The sequence below is a fragment of the Neolewinella xylanilytica genome (assembly GCF_002934605.1).
In the GTDB taxonomy this organism is placed as follows: Bacteria; Bacteroidota; Bacteroidia; order Chitinophagales; family Saprospiraceae; genus Neolewinella; species Neolewinella xylanilytica.
Map to the genome: position 1 here is coordinate 1,340,922 of NZ_PTJC01000005.1, position 19,333 is coordinate 1,360,254.

Here is a 19,333-nt window from a genome sequence, read left to right on the forward strand (position 1 = left end):
CGGAGCACTAGACCGATACGCTGGCGGTAATGTAGCTGAGAAACCGCCGCAGCGCCTGCCGCTTACCCACATCCAAATGATAATCGATATGGTGGGTGTAGTAGTGGGTCAGGTCAAAATCGGGGGTAGGGGAAGGCAGCAGCAGCTGCAGTTGGGGTAAATGATCCAGCCCCTCCCGGAGGGCGGCGTTGAACTCCGCTATGAATTTCGGGGATAGGTCCGGCGAGGTAGTCACCCAGGCAGCAAACACGAAGGGCAGCCCGGTATGCTCTTTCCAGGCCGAGCCGAGGTCGTAAACGTAGCGGAACCGTTTGTCCAGTCCGATTGTCCGGTCGCCGATCACCAGCCCTCCGATCGTACCGTTGATGTGCTCGATGTACCCTTCGCGGGCATCCAGCAAGGTCACGGGGTGCCGCCAGTATTCCTCGAGCAACAGCCGGGCGAGCAGCACGGAGGTGCGGCTGTGGTGGTCGAGGTAAACGTGGGTCATTTCCCGCAGGGGAACGTCGCCGTAAATGCAAACGGTGGCCACCGCGCCGTCCGCGCCGATACAGTAATCGCTGATGATCTCGTACTCGGGAAGCTCCGGTAGCACGGCCACCGGCACCAGGCCGATCTCGGCTTCACCGGCCACCAGGCGGCGGGCGCATTCGCTCGGAATGGCGAGGTCCATGTCCATACGGTCGCTGATCGGACTACGCAGCAGCCCGTACAACAAGGGTTTGGTGTTGAGGTAGCTGACGGCCACCATGCGGGGTTTGGTTCCTACCATCGCTCTTTATTCACTGGCTCGGGCAGGTGATCTCGATCGTTCTGGAGATGAAACTCGAAGGTGCCGTCTTCCCGTTGTTCCGCCACCCAGAGGCCGAGGTTGTTGTGCCGCAATTCGTTCATGCGTCCCAGGGGGCGTCCCATCATGAGGGTGACCAGTCCGCACATGGCCCGGCCGTGGCTGCAGATCAGCACCTTGGATTCGGGGCGTTGGCGGAGGTGATCGATGAAGGACTGGAGGCGTTCCCCCATTTCCCGGGCGCTTTCCCCGCCGCCGATTCGTCCGTCGAGCTCGCCGGTAGCCCAGCCATCCTTGATTTGTTGGTACTCGGCGATGCTTTCGGGGGTGCCAAGCTTGCCCTCGTGGCTGCCCCAGCACATCTCGTTGATCGTTACGTGCTTTTCCCAGGGTAAGCCCCCGTCGATAAAGTGGGATACGGTTTCCCAGGTACGCTTCAGGCCGCTAGTGATAACCAGTTCGAAGGGCTCCGCACGGTAGCGCTCGTAAAAGTGACGGGCCTGGGCGCGGCCCGTATCGTTAAGACTGGAATCTACCCCGCTACCCTGTACGATGCCGCGAAGGTTAAAGTCGGTTTCTCCGTGACGGACGATGTAAATGGTTTTGGGATTTTTCATGGCAGTAGCTGCTTGTACGGTGAGAAAGTTCGGGGGAGCTTACACTACGGGTAGGGAAGTATAGCCCCGGTACGCCTTATCGTCGGCAAACTCCGCGTCCGTATAATCTTTAATGACGCCGTATAGCGTATCGCGTTCGATGGGCCGGCGACCGACGGAGCGGATCATTTTTACCAGGTCCTCGGTACTCATGGCCGGGTGTTTTTCTCCCCCGGCCATGGAATAGATCCGGGTGGTGTCGTCGATCGTACCATCGATGTCATTGACCCCGAAGGCGAGGCTCAGTTGGGCGGTGGTGCGACCGATCATGGGCCAGTAGGCTTTCACGTGGTCGAAGTTGTCGAGGTAAATGCGGCCGATCGCGTAGTTGCGCAGGTCTTCGATCACGCTGACCTCCGGGAGGTGGCTCAGCTCGTTGTTCTCGTTGCGGAACTTGAGCGGGATGTAGGTCTGGAAGCCACCGGTTTTATCCTGCAGCGCCCGCAGTTTTTCCAGGTGATCGACCCGGTGGTGGTATTCCTCGATGTGGCCGTAGAGCATGGTGGCGTTGGAGCGACCGCCCAGTTCGTGCCAGATTTCATGGATGCGCAGCCACTCCTCGCCGCTACATTTCCCTCCGGCGATCTGGTCACGGATCTCCGGAGCGAATATTTCGGCACCGCCGCCGGGCATACTTTGCAGGCCGGCCTCCTGCATCAGCCGCATGCCCTCTTCGTAGCTGATCTTGGCTTTCTTGAAGATGTAGTGGTACTCCACCGGCGTCAGGGCCTTGATGTGGAGGTCGGGCCGGTGGGCGTGGATCCGCTGGAAAAGCTCGGTGTAGAAGGGCACGTCGTACTGCGGCAGCACCCCCCCGACGATGTGTACTTCGGTCACGGGCTGGCCGTCGTACTTGCGTACGATGTCCAGCATGTCCTCGATGGTGTACTCCCAGCCGTCTTCCCGCTTTTTGATCCGGCGACTGTAGCTACAGAACGTACAGGTGTAGAGGCAGACGTTGGTCGGCTCGATGTGAAAATTGCGGTTGAAGTAGGTGTTGTCGCCGTGCTTCTGCTCGCGGACGTGATTCGCCAGCGTACCGAGAAAACCCAGGGGGGCTTCCTCGTAAAGCAACAGCCCTTCTGCCTCCGTAATGCGCTCGCCCTGCGCTACTTTTTGGGCGACGGCGCGCAGGTGCGGAGCCAATCGGGAATCACGAAGCAGGGTCTGGAGGGGGGCGGGAGAAATCATCCGGTGGGGTTAGCGATTCTAGGTACAACAACCGCAACAACTTTCAGTTTTTTCTGAAAGAAATAATTCGGCTATTTAACGTCCTCCAGTATGCGGACCACGGCACCGGGGTCGATTTGCCAGTGGAGGCGATAGACGACTGTGCGGTGCTTCCCCGTCTCCAGGTCGAGGCGCCGTCGTTGGTGGCGGTCCGTAATTTGTAGAACGTACGTGCGGTTGTCATCGGTCCGCAGTTCCAATTGCTCCCCGGAAAGTGCCAGGATAACGCCCGAGATGCTGAACAGCTCCGGGGCCTCCGCAGTGATCGTCGACCGGGGATCGGCCGGAGGATGCTTTTCCGCCGGCGAGCGGTTGCTGCGGGCCAGCGGGATATCGGTGTAGCGGAGTTTCCGGTCCTGCTTGTCGGCCGATAGCGCCTTAAGCGCCTCGCAGCTATCGGCAAGGGGGTCGATCAGCAACGCTACCAGTTGGCGGCGATCGTCTTCCTTCCGTACGGACAACTGGAGTTCGGCACGGATTTGCCGAGGGTGGGCATTAACCACCGTTTCCACGCAGCGGTCGGCTTGAATGCCGGGATAGACCAGTTCTTCGGCACTGATGCAGTTGCAGACTTCCCGAGCTAGTTGTTGGATAAAGGACTGGCCGGTTGTTCGCTGTCCCAGTCCGGTAAGGACGAGGAGCAGCATAGAAGACCGAACCGAGCGGGAGAGTCGCATATGGTCTAAGGTAGGGAGATCCTGATTTTTCGATGGTTGGGAATACGGGTATGGAGAAAATGGTCCGCCCTTGGGGATCGCTATTGAATTAGCGCAGGATGACCACCTTCCCTAAGCCATTCTTGAAGTACTGATCGGTGACAGCGTGAGTGGCCCGGAATTCCTGGTTGCCGGAGTCCTGGTGGGATTGAAGCGGACTACCGGTTTCATCCGCGGTGATCACCCGGTAGAGGTAGACACCGTTGGCTAGTTGGTCGCCGTATTCATCGGTGCCGTCCCAGCTGTAAGCGGTCTGGTGGGTGCCGATCTTGATGGTTTCGTGGGCTAGCAGGTCGATATCCCGTACTACCCGGCCGGAGACCGTCATGATCTGGATGCGAAAAACCTCCGGTGCTTCGCTGCCCGTGAGGGTATACACGAAGCGGGTCTGGGTCGTAAACGGATTCGGGTAGGTGAGTACGTTGGTAATCAGTTGTTCGTTGAGCACTTCGAATTCTTGCTCGTAGTCGAACAGGCCGGATTTGTTATTCGAGCGGTCCTTGGCCTGTACCTTGATGCGGTAGGTGCCATCCACCGGCAGTTCGGGGCGGAAGTAAATTTCGGCCATATTATCGCCGGTACCGGGGGCGGGGACGTACTCGACGCGCTCGTCCGACATGCGGATTCTTTCACCGCTGTTGCCCTGTCCGGGGTAGACCAGTTCGATTTCGTAGGCGGAGGAGTCGTCTAGGCGGCGGAAGGTGTTTTCGTCCCGCAGCTGAATAAGTATTTCGGGTTTGGAGCTCACCAATTCCCCGTTGTTGATCCTGCGCCCGTCGAAATAGACCTTGAGATCCGGATCCACCAGGTCGGTACTGATGCCTAGATCGGTAGTGAGGAAATTATTAAAGAGAATTTCCTCGGGTTGATCCGCACTGGGGTTGAGCAGCAGCTGTACCCGCAAGCCGGAATTAATCGAGGTGGTGGGCAGGGAAAACTGTACCGTGTCCCGTCCGTTACCGGCCAGCGGGGGGCGCCTCCGGAAAATGCGCGTTACCCGGTTGGTTTCATCCAGCACGCTCAGTTCGATGAGCAGGCTATCCATCGGAATGGGAGAGAGGTTTTCGTAGCCGATTTCCATCTTCGCCACTTCACCCTGAGCGAGGGTGTCGGGTACGGAGTAGGCGACTGCGGGGCTGATCGCTACGTCACCGGGGCGTTGGTAATCGATGTACAGTTCATCCAGGGTAGCGGAAGTCCGCAGCACCTCGTCGAAAAAGGACAGTTCAGCTTTTAGGTGCTGGTAGGTCGTTGCATCGTAGTCGGACAGACTTAGGGTGAATTCCAATTGGTCACGAATGGAAAGCGGTTGATCCTGAAGGAGGTCCCATTCGCCGGTGGCTAACTGGCCAAAAAGTTTAAGGTGGCAGCTGTCCTGTTGTTGTATGTTATCCGGTCGAAATTGCAGGCGCATCTCCTTCCAGCTTAGGGCGGGGCCTACTTCCGGCGTGGTGTAGGTTCCGTTGTCCCAGTTCTCACGGATCGCTACGCGCACGTGGGTCTCTGCGTCCTGACTGTCGCCGACCGCTTCGCCGAGCGCGCCTATTCCTTTTTGAAACATGAAGGTGTAGGGCACGGAACCCAGGGTTTCGAGCAGGCGGATTTGCTCGGCACCTTCCGCTTCCAGCACGCCGTAGATGGTACGACCGAAAGCTGTTGAATCGGCTAGCCAGTCGGACGTATGATATTCGATATCCTCGCCCCGTTGCGCACTGTAGACGAAGACGTACTGGCCATCCTGTACGTACTCTTCCAAAAACTGCATCATGCCGGAACGACCTGCGGCGGTTCGGGTATCGAAAGACCAGGGATCTGCTACTCCGCGGGCTGAATTGTAGGAGCCGTCACCTGGCGAACTAAACCATTTCCTGTTATTCGTACTGTCAACTACAATTATCTGTATTCCGGCCCGGATCTTCCATGGAAATGGAGATACAAATCGATTGTCATTTTTTCTAAACTCAGGCATACTTCCGGATTTATAGATGCCGTTGGAGATCTCTATATAATTTACATTTTGTTTGAAAGCCCATACCGGATTTTTTTCAAATACCTGAATGTTTTGCGCTTCGCCCTGACTGAGCTGCCCCGGGTGTTGGAGTGCATACCCGATATCGTCGGACACTCGCGCAGCGAGATAGGTAAAGCTACTTTCGCTCCAGAGGTACCCCTGTCCGACTGTTAGACTACTGTCTGGACTGATGCGCCAGTAGTAGGTCGTGCTATCCTGGAAAGAAAGGGAAGGGGCATACCGGATAATGCCACCCGCAGCGGTGATCTCTTCATTGACCAAGGGGATAGAAAAATCAGCCTCGAGTGATACTTGTACGGCGTACTTTCTTTCCGGCGCCAGCGGATCGGAGGTGCCCGCCACCAGCTGCACCCCAGGCCCCACCACTGCAAAGGGCGGGGGGAAAGCTACTTTCGCCGTATTGGCGATGATGGTAAACGGTACACCGGGTCGCCCGCCAATGACGACGTCGTTGTTGCTTTCCGCGCTGCCGGTGGGCAGTTCGGCGATGGCACCCGCCGCATCGATGGTCAGGAGCAGTCGGTTGTTTCCTACGGCCTCGATACCCAGGTTGGGTACTTCAAGCGCTACGAACTCCTCGTAAAACGGGACCGGAACCGGTAACCGTGCCAAATCACGGATTTCACCGGTGGGCAATTCTTGCCGAACGTTGATCAGCACGCTGTCGGGAAGACCTTCCGCGTGGGTTCCTAAATTAATCACCTTCAGGTTGACGGTAAACGTGCTGTCCTGAGCGGGGATCACTTCCGGCACGAATTTAACCGTAGCAGGATCGATGACCAGGTCCGGGCCCGGGCGGGGATGGAGCCGGAATGCGGGATCACCACTGAGCGTGAACTGTTCCATTAATATACCCAAGGTGAAATTACTCGTCCCGGCGAATTCATCGATCGTTGCCCGCAGCACGTCACCAACACCGTCTCCATAGTAAGGCCCGGAAAGGTTCGTAAAGATGCTACGACCGTAAGTTCCCAGGGCGCTGATGTACCCCAGGCCCTTTGAGGCGGCGTAGGTAATCGCTCCCCCCTCCGGTAGGAATATAAATCGTTCGCTAATGCTCCTGGCTTCGGTGAACGCGTCGCCGCTGTAGCATCCTAGGCTGAGCATGAAGGGATACTTATTCTGATTATTATAGTTTTCGGGGTTATCGATATTGAAATCAAATCCCTGGCTGCTGGAATGTCCGTAAAAGGTGAGTAAGGATACTCCCTGGTTGATCCGGTTGAAGATGATGTCCTGGCGGGCCTCTTCGATGGGTTCACTGTTCGTTTTAAATACGCTCGTTACGCTCCCTCCCAGAAAGCTGTTTTCGAAGATGTTCTCCATCGTGGCCAGATTGTACCGGATCGCGCTCTGTTCGCCGGCGGTGGTGCCGCCGCCCAGGAACAGGGCCTGCTTCATCCAAGCTGCGTCGTCGATGGTTTGGTCGACCTCGTAGATCTGACGTTCGACTTCCTGAAGCTTGCGGACGTAAATGCCGATTTCTTCCCGGTTGATGGCAGCCAGGCGGCCCGTCGCCAGCTTGGGCAGGGGATTGCCCAGGTCGGCCGACATCAAATTATCCGAAGCGGGAAATCCAAATCCCGGCACGAAGAAGGTACTCCATGCCGCTTCGAGGTCGGCGCGGTCCCGCAGGGCCGTGTACTCTCTGCCTTTACCCACCAGAAATAAGTAATTCAGCTGCGGAGCTACCTGCTGCGCGGCGTAGAGGTAGTTGCGAATGGCCTGGGGGTGGCGCCGTAAGCCGTAACCGAAGGCATCGTAGAGGTCTTCCACGTAGACCGTATGTACAGTGTAATTGCCTCCCACCGAGCTTTCGCGGTAGTCGGCCATTGCGTCCAGTTCGGGGCCCGCCAACCGGCGACTCGTTATAATCAGGTAATCGGTTTGCGGCGGAGGCAGTAAATCCGTAAGCGTCACCAGTTGGCTTGCCGCTGGCGACCAGGCTTCGTTGAGTAAAACAAACCGGCGTTCTGCAACAGCGGCGGACAACTGAAACTGACCGCCCAAGATGGGGTACACCGTCGCGGAAGCCGGGTCGTAGAGCCGGCTTCCTGCGTTGACACCACTAGTAAACTCCAGCGTTTGGGACGGCCCGGCCGGCAGGGTGAACGAAAGAAAATTCGCCGTACCCACCGCCCGGGCCGGATAGGTAACCGAAACGAAGGCTAAATTGGCTTTGTCCTGCGGGCCGGCCTGCCCCGCGATCGAAAACGACGCCTGGTTGGTAGTGAGCGCGAACGATAGGGTGGTATCGTGCAAACTCCATTCATCCCCCGCGTTGATGGTAGCTAGTGCTTGGTTGTTGACCGTGATGAGTTGGGAGTGAGCGTCTCCGAAGGCAAGTCCGAACCGAAGCGACAGCGCAGCCTGGCCACTCACCGCTTCCGGAAGCGCCAGTTTTTCGCCGGTAACTGTGCTGCCATTACTAGAGAGCAGATCGTTGCTGCGCAGGGAACCGTACCCCTCATTCCACTCGTAATGCGAAAAATAGACGCTCAGGCCGGCCGTGCGTCGGAAAAATTTACTCTGCGACTTTCCGTATACCTTCTCCGTGGTCCGGTAAATGGTCGAATTGGTAGGACCGCCCGTCGGATCCGTGGCCGGGCGGTACCGCAATACCTCATCTGGAGATGCAGCCAAACCAAGGTAGTACGCCGACGTATCGGTATACATCCCATACTCGGTGTTGAGGAGCATATCTTCCCCGAACTCGAAAAGGTATTTGTCCATTTCGCTGCGAGCACGCTCTCCATAGAAAAGGACCTCCCCGTCAATTACGTCGATCGGGACGGGCTCCCCCCGGTGGTAGAGCTGCAGGCGCTCCAAATCCGCCGTCGACTCGATTAGTCCCGACCCGGCGATCAGTTCCGCGGTCACCCGGTAAAAGCCGTCCTGGGCTACGTCCAAACGGAGGTGACTGCTTCCCGCACCGTACCATTCGTTGCCGTAGCGCACGCCGGATTCGGTGGCCATTTGCGCTACTATAGCCAGGGGACAAGCAAGGGTGAAAAGGAAAATCGTAAAGGTGCGAGACATAGGCAGTGGTTGTTCCGACACAAGCCGGAAGGGGGTTCGCGAAAACCAACTTTAAAGGTAACGCCCCCGTCTCGGTCCGATGTACAACTACCTACGTGAAATTGTCCGGTTCCGGACGCACCTTATTCCGGCAGGTAGGTCAGTTGCTGATCGCGAAGGGGGGGCATGCCCCGATAGCCCAGCCCGATTGTGGGGAGAACGGAGGTGCCGGTAGGCGCAAAACCAGCGGGGATGCGGCCAGCGTAGAGAAGGGTGCGCTTTCCGGAGAGCAAGCGGTCCACGGACAAATTATATAATCGTTGGTAGCGGTAGGCGCCATCCTCCTCCTGGTCGATGAGGTAGAGGTCGATCGGCAGGTCGCCATCCAGGCGGACCTCCCGCGGCGCGGTAACGTAAACCCGTAGCGAGTCGTCGCTTCCGGTTGGGAACCCGGCTTCCAGGGCCACGTCGTCGATGACCTGGAAGTTTTCGATCCGGCGCAGGCGGAGTTCTCCCTTCTGCGGCCGGAAGGTCTCCTGACCGGAAAATTTCCAGTTCCCTTGCCCAAGTAGCCATACCGGCTGGTTGTGATACACGGTGTCGCGTTGCCAGATATCGTACTGGCTTGGTCGGTAGGCTACGTCGGTGAACGTCCAACTCGGGTTGCCGCCGCTGTAGAATTCGTAGAGCGAAGCATACCGGTAGCTGTTCTCTACGATTACCGGTTCCGACCCGGCGATAGTTTGTAAGCGCTCCACCCAGGGCTGGTGGTCGAAGGGTTTCTCGAAGGGCAACCACTCCCGGGGTGCCATCAATAATAATCGGGCGACCACGAGAATCCCTCCCGTCAGCCAGCAGAGTCTAAGCAAATTTTTCCGCCATTCGGGGAAGCCCTCCACCGCCCGGAAGGTGATGTACACTAGGGGAATGGATAATAATGCCGTCCACTGGGCCTCCGTCCGGCCCTTCGTCGTGGAGTAGAGAAAGAAGAGGAGCATCCCCCCCACCAGCCACCGGAGTGAGCGTCCGAAACGATCCTGCGGGCGGACCCGGGTGAAGGACAGCCAGTAGTGGTAGAGGAGGAAGGGGCTGAAGATGAGCAGCTGATTGAGGAGGTACTGGGTGGTGAACTTGAACTGGTAGGGGTCGTCCCGCCCACTGAGGTGGTAGCGGAAGGAGGGGAAATCGTGGGCGTACTGCCAGTAGAGGTGGGGCAGGAACAAACAAGCTCCCGTTAGTGCCGCTACCCAGGCCGAAGGTTTTTGGATCAGGTACACCAGACTCGGTAAAACGGTAAAGAAGATCAGCATCAGGCCGTGGTACTTGCTATAGAGCAAGCCGGCCATCGTCACCCCCCAGATGAGGGCGGACGGCAAATCCAGTCGCTGCAGGTAATTCCGGAACGCCAGCAAATACAGCGCCGTGAAGAGCAGCAACGGACCGTCCGGCGTAGCGATAAAGCCGTACACCTGTAGCATCGGTTGGGCGAACGCGAGGGCGGCGAGGGTCCAAAGCGCAACTCCCCGCGGTCGCCCGACCAGGTAGTAGATCGCGGTCAGGGTAGCTCCGCCCGCCAGCACGTGGCCGAACCGGAGGCCCAGGCTACCCGGCAGCCAGTCTTTACCCAGTGCGATCAGCAAGGCCACGGCCGGGGGGTGGTCGAAGTAGCCCCAGTCCAGCCGGCCGGCGTACATCCAGTAGTAGGTTTCGTCCGGGTCGAGGGGGGTGAACGCCGCCTGTAGCATGTTCAGCAACAGCCAGGCGAGCAACAAGTGATAGGGCCGGACACGGACACTTTGGGATAACATCCAACGAAGGTAGGCAGCTCACACCGTCCCGTACCACCCTTCTGCCGCCTTCCGGTACGGAGCTGACGTAAGCCGGAACGCGAATTTTTTCTTCCGGGTTTCGCATCTTTGCGGGTCCATGAAGTACCTCACCCCACCCGTGCTGTTTTTTTTCTTGCTTTTCTGGTCCGCCTGCGGCGGTACGGAACACGAACCGGCCACCGCGGCCGATGACCGTAATTTGGCGGAACGGCTGCCCGGTACCTGGGAAACCGTTGAGCTGGAAGTCGACTACGCTACGTACATGGGTGCGGATACGGCCTACCAAGAACACATCCGGGAGGCGGACTGGGGGCAGGTTTACGGCGTCAGGCCCCCCAGTACCGAATTCACCCCGAACGGAAAGCTCCGGCGAACTTACCGGCTGCGTTCCGGAGAGGTAGCTAACATCACGAACGGGATCTGGAAAGTGACCGGCGATAGCCTGCTGGTCATCGAGCCGAACATCACCTATACCTACGCCTACGAACTCGAAAACGACCGCCTCGAGCTCACCGGCAGGGTGGATCAGGACCAGGACGGCCAGGCAGATGACGATTTTCGGGCGGTCTACCGAATGACGAGCCGGACCCGGTAAATAAAAGACGGCCCCGCGAGTGTTCGCAGGGCCGTCGGCAATTCATTATTACGGTAGTCGTCCTTTTCCTAACGAGCTACGACAAAGCGGGCCGCGCGGTCGTTCAGGCGAAGGGTATAGACGCCGGGAGCCAGCTGGGGTACACGGAAAGTCCCGCCCTGTACCTGGAAGGTGCCCACCCGGCTGCCATTAGGGGCGTAGATTTCTACATCCAGATCCTCACCGAGCGCCCGGTCAAGGGTCAGTTGCTGACCGGAAGCGACGGGATTGGGGCTCAGGCTGAGGGGCGCCGTCTCCGTCTGACGGTACGCCACGTACTGCACGCCGAGTTCGGTGCGGGTGCCGTCGAAATCGTACTGCTCGAGGCGGTAGTAGTTGGTGCCCACCGACGGCTTCTCATGCCGGTAGCGGTAAGTGCTGGCGAGACCGGTAGTACCCTGCCCGCCGATCGTGGCCACGGGGGAAAATTCCTTACCGTCGGTACTGTGGGCGATGACGAAGTGGCTATTGTCCTCTTCGTCGGCCGTTTCCCAGTTCAATTCTACCCGGTCGTCGTAGGCCTCGGTCGTCCAGGACATGAGGGTCACGGGCGCTGCTGATGACATTTTCGGGTCGCCGAGGGTGCAGGTGCCGCTGCACTGGGCCAGCAGATAGTTCAGGTAATCCACACTATTGTTGGGCCATTGTTCTGGATCTGTGCCAAAGTTCTTGTTATCAAACAGGTGGTAGCTTTTGGTTCGTGGGCCTTTATCGTACTTGCCTTTATCGTACTCGATGTGTAGGTTATTACTAGTTTTCATCAGAGTAAACCTTGTCAGTCTATCGGTAAGCGTGGATGCTGAAAATGTTGGATTGACATTGCCGTATACGGTAACGGTGATCCCACGGAGGTCCTCGAATCGTTCTAGGTTGATGCTATTAAGCCCTTCATTCAAAGTCAGGGAGCAAATTTCATCAGGCGTATCGCACGCACTGCTGTAGAAATCTGTATTTTCCTTTGTGCGGGAAATTTGACAGTCGCAACTATCTTCTTGTGCCATTATAGCAACGGGAGCGAACAGCGCTGCGAGGAGCAGCACCCTAAGGTTAATAAATTTCATCGTCGTGTTGTGTTGTTATTGGAAGACCGAATAAAACTGCCTATCAGTTTATCCGTCGCAATAGTGTTTGAAAGAATGGTGTCGTTCGTAAGTGTCGAAAAAAGGTGTTATCAAGTGTCGTTTAAATAAAATAGTGTTGTTCAACGTGTCAATACCGAAGTGTCCGATAGCATACCGCCAGACATTACAGGGCATTCGGTTTCCTTCCCCTCCTGGGGGCAAAAGCCGGAGGAATGAAAATGTCTAGCGGTATGTTCGTTTAATGTAAAATAGTGTTGTTCAACGTGTCAATATCGAAGTGTCCAATAGTGTTATGTAGCCAAAATAGTGTGTCGAAGTGTCGTGTCGGAATACGTAAAAAAAGTCAGCGCTGACATAAACGGTAAATAGGCGATAAAACACAGGCATCCCATATGGGGCACTTGCATCCATCACCGAACAGTAGACAATCCCTGTGTTGAGGGGGAAAATTTGTGTTGTTCAGTGTCGTAAAATCTTGGCAACAGGTATATACACGCGGATATAGGTTCGGATAAACCGAATGGCATTAAAACCGGAATATCAGCGATGTAAAACTGTTGATATGGTAGAAGCTAATAACAAAAGTCATTTAACTCGTGGATCTACGCGATCAAGGCGTGTGATCTGATTACAATACAATATTACGGCTTCGATGTTCACCCATCCTAAATTTTACCCGCTTTATTTTCCCCATTGGGGCTTTTTAACATATTCGTTTTTTACCGGGGGCGAATAGTCGGTCCGGTTCATATCGGCCATCGTTGACTCCCGGGCAGCGCGACCCTTTGGAAGGAAGCGCCCCACATTCCCCGACAACCTTCGGAAGGGAGCTATCCTACTCCAGCGTAACGTTCAGATGCAGTTCCCGCAGTTGCTTCGCGTCGATGGCGGCCGGCGCGTCGATCATCACGTCCCGCCCCTGGTTGTTCTTGGGGAAGGCGATGAAGTCGCGGATCGAGCTCTTGCCGTTCATCACCGCGCAGAGGCGGTCGAAACCGAAAGCGATGCCCGCATGGGGCGGCGCACCGTACTCGAAGGCCCCCATCAGGAAGCCGAACTGCTCCTCCGCTTCCTCCGGCGTAAAGCCGAGGAGCTGGAAATTCTTTTCCTGCAGCGCGCGGTCGTAGATCCGTACGGAACCACCTCCGATCTCCGCTCCGTTGATGACGAGGTCGTAGGCATCGGCCTTCAGCGACTTCATGGTATCGTGGTCGCCGGTCAGCATGCGGTCGATCTCCTCCCGCTTGGGGCTGGTGAAGGGGTGGTGCATGGCGTGGAAGCGCTCCGACTCCTCGTCCCACTCCAGCAGGGGGAAGTCGACCACCCAGAGCGGTTGGAAGGCACCGGCGGGGATCATGTCGTATTCCTGGGCTACGTGGAGCCGCAGGGTACCCAGCTGGGTGCGGGTTTTCTCGTCGTCGCCGGAAAGGACCAGGAGCAAGTCACCGGGCGTTGCACCTGCGCTCGCCGCCCACGCCTGTAACGCCTCCTGATCGAAGAATTTATCTACGCTGCTCTTGAAGCTGCCGTCCTCGTTGCATTTGACGTACACTAGTCCTTTGGCGCCGATCTGCGGGCGCTTCACCCAGTCGGTAAGGGCGTCGAGTTGCTTGCGGCTCAGATCGGCCTTGCCGGGTACGCAGATGCCGGCCACCAGCTCCGCGCCGTCGAACACCTGGAAGCCTTTACCCTGGGCCACGGCGTTCAGGTCAACGAGCTCCATACCGAAGCGGAGGTCGGGCTTGTCGGAGCCAAAGCGGCGCACGGCCTCGTCGTAGGGCATGCGGGGGAATTCGCCGAGATCGATGCCCTTGACTTCCTGGAACAGGTGGCGGGTGAGGCCCTCGAAGGTATTCAGTACTTCTTCCTGGGTGACGAAGGCCATCTCGCAGTCGATCTGGGTGAATTCGGGCTGGCGGTCGGCGCGCAGGTCTTCATCGCGGAAGCACTTGACGATCTGGAAGTACCGGTCGTACCCGGCCACCATCAGGAGTTGCTTGAAGGTCTGGGGACTCTGGGGCAGGGCGTAGAATTGCCCCTCGTTGAGGCGGCTGGGAACGACGAAGTCGCGGGCGCCCTCCGGCGTGCTTTTGATGAGGTTGGGGGTTTCGACTTCCAGGAAGCCCTGGGCGGACAGGTAGGCACGGACGGCCAGGGCCAGCTTGCTGCGGAAGATGAGGTTCTGCTGGAGAGGATTACGGCGCAGATCGAGGTAGCGGTACTTCATGCGCAGGTCGTCGCCGCCGTCGGTCTCGTCCTCGATGGTGAAGGGCGGCACCTTCGATTTATTGAGCACCATGAGTTCGCGGGCCAGGATCTCCACGTCGCCGGTGGGGCGGTTCGGGTTCTTATTGGTGCGTTCGCGGACTGATCCCTTTACCTGAATGACCCACTCGCGGCCGAGTTTCCGGGCCCGTTCGGCGAGGGGGGCGTCGTCATCGCTGTCGAAGACCACCTGGGTGATGCCGTAGCGGTCGCGCAGATCCACGAAGGTGAGCCCGCCGAAGTCGCGGCCGGCCTGGACCCATCCGCTGAGGGTTACTTCGGTGCCGGCGTCGGTGAGGCGGAGCTCGCCGCAGTTGTGGGTACGGAACATGGTCGCTGTCTTTTGGGGCGGCAAAGGTACATCAGTCTGGTAGTTCTTTCCCCGACTCCACGTTGAGCGTACTGGCGCTGGCTGTGGCGATTAGTGAATCGTGGTTGGCTCCCCGCAAGATCACCGACTTCGTTTCGGCTTCTAAATAATAGTGGGCGCATTTCGTTTAAGTAGCAAGACACCCCCGCCCAATACGGCCCTACTGGATCGTTATTGATCATTTGCAGATACCAATGGCTGTTTATCAACCATTTGTATCTGTGGAACGACCTTGCAACAAATGCTATTTTTTAAAACCAGCCGGTGGATGCCGCTCTTCGTATGGATGGGCGTCCTGTTACTCTCGAGCACCGTATTCGCGTACCCCGGTTTCACCGGCGAAGACTTCAGTTGTAGCTCCGATAATCAGCCCCCCGTACCGGATGGAGCAGCCGCCGGAGGCTGGCGACAGCTCGAACGCCTCACCGCACCCGACGGCGTCGCTTCGGCTTCCTTAGGGAGTAGTGCGGACATTGACGGCAACTACGCCGTGGTCGGTGCACCCCAGGACATCAACGGTGGAAAAGTGACCGGCGCCGCCTACGTATATCACCGCGCGCCTACGGGGTGGCAGCTAGTCGGCAAGGTAGTGCCGGGCGACGCCAAGGACGGGGATCGCTTCGGTACGAGCGTCATCATTCGCGGGCAGTACGTCGTAGTGGGGGCACCGGACCACGATGCCGGAGGTAAGAATGCCGGGGCGGTGTACGGCTTCGCGCTATCGGGAAAAAATTTGTTTCAAGTCGCAAAGGTCGTAGCCGCCGATCGCGCTGCCGGGGATCAGTTCGGGGAGAGTCTGGCGGCCACCTACGACCGGCTTTTCGTAGGGGCGAGTGGGGTAGACGGTGCCTACAGTAACACCGGAGCGTGTTATGCTTACCGCCTGGTGGGCACGAATTTCTACCTGGAGCAAAAACTGGAAAGCTCGGACGCGGTAACCGGACAACAGTTTGGAAGCAGCGTAGACGTCAGCGGCGGAACCCTCATCGTGGGGGCATACCGCGATAATACCCTGGCCAGCGCCGCCGGGGCCGCCTACATCTGGAAGTATTCCGGTTCGGATTGGGTAGAAACGGCAAAATTGTACGGCGGCAGCCTCGGGGGGACGGACCAGTTCGGTTTTGCCGTTAGCATCGATGGGGGCAGGGCGCTGGTCTGTGCCAACCGCGACGACGACGGGGGCACCAATGCCGGTGCCGTGTACGCCTTTGAAGAGCAGGCCGGAAGCTGGAACCAGAGCCAGAAGATCGTGGGCGGCGGATCCTACGGCGGTAGTTTCGGAAGCACCCTGAAACTCCGTGGGGACTCCGCCGTGATTGGTGCCGCGAAGGGCACGCAGGGCCTTAACCAATCGGGGCAGGCCCACCTCTTCGTGTTCAATGGGTCTTCCTGGGCGGCGGAGTCGGACTTTCCCATCGACGACGGCACCGTGGAAGCAAAGGGCTACTTTGGGTCCTGTATCGCCTTTGACGGCAAATCCGTCATCATTGGTGCCAACGGGCAGACCGGCGCGGCCAGTAAGGCCGGCGCCCTCTATGCCTTCGAACCGCGGTATACGCTGGCGGCGACCCGCTTGGTCGCCTGTGATGGTCCGGTGATCCTGCCGACGCCCGGCGCAACGGACAATTGTACGGGAGCGATCACCGTCCGGAGTACGGACGCGATTACCTTCTCCGCTGCCGGTACCTTCTCCGTCGAATGGCACTTCGCCGATGCTGCGGGCAATTATTCGTCCGCTACGCAAACCGTAGACGTAGTCGTTCCCGGTTTAACGTTACCCTTCACCGAGGACGTAGAAGTAAGCACCGCCAGCCGCGCGTGCTGGACGGTCGTCAATGGGGGGTCGGCCAGTGGCTGGTCCACCCACGAGGATTCCGCCCTGTCCTTTTCCGGCAGCGGCGCTTTTCTGCTCGGGCCCGCGGTATCCGCCGACCACGACGATCAGCTGCTCAGCCCCGCTTTCCCACTGACTACCGGCACGGAGTATCTGATGTCCTTTTACCACCGTCAATTGCCCGGTAGCCAAGATGAAAAGCTACGGATCTACCTGGTTGACGCTGCCGATGATTCGGAGGTAAAACAATTATTTGCCGACGTCGCCCTAACGGCGAACTACGAACAGGTGAATTTGATCTGGACCGTACCTACCGAGGGGGATTACCGCATTGTGCTGGAAGCGACCGGGCCGGTCGGGGGGGCGGGGGTGCTCATCGACGACATCGGGGTCGAGGAATTTGACCCCGGGAAGAACTGGAAGGGACTCGTAGGGAAATCCAGTGACGAATGTACTACCGTCGTAGCCAGAGGGCTGCACGGATTCGCCCGCCACCGGGTGCTCGACCCCGCCGGCAACCTCGTCGTCGAAATCGACCCGAACGGGAATGAGCTGGGCGATGTGAACGTCAGCGTCACCGACTACGCGGACGTGCGCCGCGCCCCCTTCACCCGCCGCGAGGTACTGGGCCGGTACATGGACATCTCGCCCCAAAACGGCTCCGGGCCGTATGCTAACAACGGGGGGGTGAAAGTCCGCATCTATTACCGGCCGCAGGAGCTAAGTCAGTTCAATGCCGCCCGCTCGGAAAGCAACGGCTGGTCCGACCTGGTGATCACGCATTATTCCGACATCAATCAGGATTGTGACCTGGACAATAGTACGGGGACCGATTATTCCCTGGAAATTCCCTCGGCTACCGGCGGAGTCAACGCTAACGCCCAGTATCTCGAATTTACCACGACGACCTTTTCCGAGTTCGGGGCCACTTCGCTGACCGCGATGCCGGCTACGCTGGTGGATTTCACGGCGGTGAGCAACGGAGGAGGTGTATCCTTGCAGTGGTGGGTGGACGGCGAAGAGAGCGTATCCCACTACCTCATCGAGAGATCGACCGACGGCCGAACGTATGCAGCTTTTATCGGCGTGCCCGCGCAGCGGGCGGGGGTCTACGAGGCGCGGGACGCGGCTCCCGACGTCCTCACTTACTATCGTCTGCGGATGGTAGATGCGGATGGCACGGTAAACTTCAGCAATGTCGTAAGCATTCGCGGTCGTCAGCTGCTCTCCCGGTCAACGGTCTTCCCGGTACCGACCGAAGACGTAGCCTACGTTCGCTACCGGCAGGATGCGGCCGGCGCCGTACGCTTTCGGGTCACCGACCTGCAGGGCCGGGTGCTGACCGATCGCCTGCTGGAAAAAGCGGCCGGCGAGTACCGTGAGGAGATCGATCTGAGCGGCTTCCCCGCCGGCACCTACGTACTGGTACTCAGCGGGGTGGTCCCTACCGAAAATTTCAAACTGGTAAAGCGGTAGGCGCTACCTGCGGTCATTCGGACTTACGGATGAGCCAACCCGGCGTGTCCGGGGGCAGATGGTAGCGGACGAAGCTGCCGTTTTCGTCCGTTTCGACCGACAGGATGCGTTCCGAAGACGGGCCGCTGACGTTGCGCAGGGTGGCGGCCTGCCAGCCGTCCGGTACGTAGGTTTTAAAGGTGAGGGGTACGTTGTAAACGGCGGGGTCGAGCTTGCCGGAGAGGGTGGCCTTGATCGTACCCTCGCTGTACTGGCTGCTCACGGTCGTGGCTTCCCGCTCGCGCATGTACTTCGTTACGGTGGCGAAGGGAGCGATCCACAACCGGTCTTCCCGCTCCTTGATGTAGGTGAAGTATTCCCGCAGCTCCGCTCCGGGGCGGGCCGCCCAGCCGTAGGCATCGACGCCGTGGAAGACTTCCACCAGCCAGACGTTATCGTGGGCCAGGGTGGTGTCGATCCAGCTTTTCATGGTTTGCAGGCTGGTGCCGTCGGTCGGGCCGCGCTGCCACTGGACGTATTCCCGTTCCTGCGCTCCCGGCGCCAACCGGCTTGCCCGATTCAGTTCGGCCAGGTAGGGGGCCGGCATCCGGTTGCGCAGGGCGGGATAGACGCGGTGGGCGTATTCCATGACGCGCTCGTCCTCGGTTCCGTAGGGGCCTTCGGCGGAGAAGGTGGCCGCGGGCCCGAGAAAGCGCTTGATGTCGTCGCGGCTTTGCTCCAGTTCGTACAGTAGGTTGGCTTCGTCCAGTACGGCCAGCTTGGGGTGGGTGACGGTGTGGCTGGCGATCTCGTGGCCGTCGGACTGGTACTGGCGCAAGTCGGCCCAGGTGGTGGTGTCGACCGCGTTGTCGTGGAAGACCACGGCATCGGTGTCGCGGAGCTTTCCCTTCAGCAGCTTTTGGTAGGCCTCGTCCATGAGGGCGTAGGCCTGCTTTTTCCCTCCGCCTTCGTAGGCTTCCCCGGCCCGGGTGTGGTAGTCGACCGCCTCGCTCGTACCGGTGAAGGCGATGAGGGAGGCCCGCTCGAAGAAGGTAGTCGAATCGGTCGGTACTGCCGCGGCTTCCCGGAGGATGTCTTCCCGGTTGCGCCCGATGAAGCGACCGCCGAAGGAGCCGGGGATCTTGCCGGTGATGACGTAGAAGGTGGCTTGCATATCCAGGCTATCCAGAATGGGCCGGGCCACCGTGAACTGGGTAATGATGCCGTCGTCGAAGGTGAGGGAGACGGCACCGGTTTTGTCGCCTTGCCAGCGGGTGATGTCGGTGTGGCCGGGGGCCTGGGCGGCGAACGTGGATGGCACACTGACGGCCAGCAGGAGGCAAAGGGAGAGACGAAGCGGCATGATGCGTAGAACTTGAAACCTGGGGCGATACGACCCTCTTGAAAGCAATTATTGCGCCG

At 58.6% G+C, this 19,333-nt stretch carries 11 protein-coding genes; 2 read left to right on the forward strand and 9 right to left on the reverse strand.

Annotated features, from left to right (window positions below):
• Nucleotides 1–7 precede the first annotated feature (7 nt).
• The 6 genes from CLV84_RS05305 to CLV84_RS05330 all read right to left on the reverse strand — a co-directional run bounded on the left by CLV84_RS05305 (nucleotide 8) and on the right by CLV84_RS05330 (nucleotide 10,250).
• The gene (locus CLV84_RS05305) at nucleotides 8–772 is read right to left on the reverse strand and encodes a menaquinone biosynthetic enzyme MqnA/MqnD family protein (RefSeq protein ID WP_104418689.1); all 765 of its coding nucleotides are present in this window, start codon (nucleotides 770–772) and stop codon (nucleotides 8–10) included.
• Complete coding sequence (locus CLV84_RS05310) at nucleotides 766–1,407, reverse strand: histidine phosphatase family protein (protein ID WP_104418690.1); 642 nt, start codon at nucleotides 1,405–1,407, stop codon at nucleotides 766–768. The genes CLV84_RS05305 and CLV84_RS05310 overlap by 7 nt, the downstream gene beginning before the upstream one ends.
• A gap of 39 nt (nucleotides 1,408–1,446) precedes the next feature.
• Nucleotides 1,447–2,637 (reverse strand): aminofutalosine synthase MqnE, encoded by a 1,191-nt coding sequence (mqnE, locus tag CLV84_RS05315; protein WP_104418691.1) that lies wholly within the window; start codon nucleotides 2,635–2,637, stop codon nucleotides 1,447–1,449.
• A 71-nt stretch (nucleotides 2,638–2,708) separates the two neighbouring features.
• Entirely contained in the window at nucleotides 2,709–3,353 is a 645-nt protein-coding gene (locus tag CLV84_RS05320; RefSeq protein ID WP_104418692.1) for a hypothetical protein, read from the reverse strand.
• A gap of 88 nt (nucleotides 3,354–3,441) precedes the next feature.
• Entirely contained in the window at nucleotides 3,442–8,463 is a 5,022-nt protein-coding gene (gene porU2 / locus CLV84_RS05325; protein ID WP_146088721.1) for a putative type IX secretion system sortase PorU2, read from the reverse strand.
• A 122-nt stretch (nucleotides 8,464–8,585) separates the two neighbouring features.
• Complete coding sequence (locus tag CLV84_RS05330; protein ID WP_104418694.1) at nucleotides 8,586–10,250, reverse strand: ArnT family glycosyltransferase; 1,665 nt, start codon at nucleotides 10,248–10,250, stop codon at nucleotides 8,586–8,588.
• 118 nt (nucleotides 10,251–10,368) lie between these two features.
• Here CLV84_RS05330 and CLV84_RS05335 point away from each other — a divergent pair, with 118 nt between their 5' ends.
• On the forward strand, nucleotides 10,369–10,866 hold the full coding sequence (locus CLV84_RS05335) for a hypothetical protein (RefSeq protein WP_104418695.1): 498 nt from the start codon (nucleotides 10,369–10,371) through the stop codon (nucleotides 10,864–10,866).
• Nucleotides 10,867–10,934: 68 nt separating this feature from the next.
• Here the strand turns inward: CLV84_RS05335 and CLV84_RS05340 are convergent, their stop codons facing one another.
• Both CLV84_RS05340 and aspS read right to left on the reverse strand, forming a co-directional pair.
• On the reverse strand, nucleotides 10,935–11,666 hold the full coding sequence (locus tag CLV84_RS05340) for a T9SS type A sorting domain-containing protein (protein ID WP_104418696.1): 732 nt from the start codon (nucleotides 11,664–11,666) through the stop codon (nucleotides 10,935–10,937).
• Between the two features lie 1,156 nt (nucleotides 11,667–12,822).
• Entirely contained in the window at nucleotides 12,823–14,583 is a 1,761-nt protein-coding gene (gene aspS / locus CLV84_RS05345; RefSeq protein ID WP_104418697.1) for an aspartate--tRNA ligase, read from the reverse strand.
• A 280-nt stretch (nucleotides 14,584–14,863) separates the two neighbouring features.
• On the opposite strand from aspS, the gene CLV84_RS05350 reads away from it, so the two are divergent.
• Nucleotides 14,864–17,932, forward strand: a complete 3,069-nt coding sequence (locus CLV84_RS05350; protein WP_104418698.1) for an HYR-like domain-containing protein — start codon at nucleotides 14,864–14,866, stop codon at nucleotides 17,930–17,932.
• 13 nt (nucleotides 17,933–17,945) lie between these two features.
• Here the strand turns inward: CLV84_RS05350 and CLV84_RS05355 are convergent, their stop codons facing one another.
• Nucleotides 17,946–19,274 carry a polysaccharide deacetylase family protein gene (locus tag CLV84_RS05355; RefSeq protein WP_104418699.1) on the reverse strand — a complete coding sequence of 443 codons (1,329 nt, stop codon included), beginning with the start codon at nucleotides 19,272–19,274 and terminating at the stop codon, nucleotides 17,946–17,948.
• Between the last annotated feature and the right edge of the window lie 59 nt (nucleotides 19,275–19,333).

Bases quoted from the DNA above. Each gene is read 5' to 3' on its own strand.
- CLV84_RS05305 (WP_104418689.1), bottom strand. From the start codon at position 772: ATGGTAGGAACCAAACCCCGCATGGTGGCCGTCAGCTACCTCAACACC.
- CLV84_RS05310 (WP_104418690.1), bottom strand. From the start codon at position 1,407: ATGAAAAATCCCAAAACCATTTACATCGTCCGTCACGGAGAAACCGAC.
- mqnE (WP_104418691.1), bottom strand. From the start codon at position 2,637: ATGATTTCTCCCGCCCCCCTCCAGACCCTGCTTCGTGATTCCCGATTG.
- CLV84_RS05320 (WP_104418692.1), bottom strand. From the start codon at position 3,353: ATGCGACTCTCCCGCTCGGTTCGGTCTTCTATGCTGCTCCTCGTCCTT.
- porU2 (WP_146088721.1), bottom strand. From the start codon at position 8,463: ATGTCTCGCACCTTTACGATTTTCCTTTTCACCCTTGCTTGTCCCCTG.
- CLV84_RS05330 (WP_104418694.1), bottom strand. From the start codon at position 10,250: ATGTTATCCCAAAGTGTCCGTGTCCGGCCCTATCACTTGTTGCTCGCC.
- CLV84_RS05335 (WP_104418695.1), top strand. From the start codon at position 10,369: ATGAAGTACCTCACCCCACCCGTGCTGTTTTTTTTCTTGCTTTTCTGG.
- CLV84_RS05340 (WP_104418696.1), bottom strand. From the start codon at position 11,666: ATGAAAACTAGTAATAACCTACACATCGAGTACGATAAAGGCAAGTAC.
- aspS (WP_104418697.1), bottom strand. From the start codon at position 14,583: ATGTTCCGTACCCACAACTGCGGCGAGCTCCGCCTCACCGACGCCGGC.
- CLV84_RS05350 (WP_104418698.1), top strand. From the start codon at position 14,864: ATGCTATTTTTTAAAACCAGCCGGTGGATGCCGCTCTTCGTATGGATG.
- CLV84_RS05355 (WP_104418699.1), bottom strand. From the start codon at position 19,274: ATGCCGCTTCGTCTCTCCCTTTGCCTCCTGCTGGCCGTCAGTGTGCCA.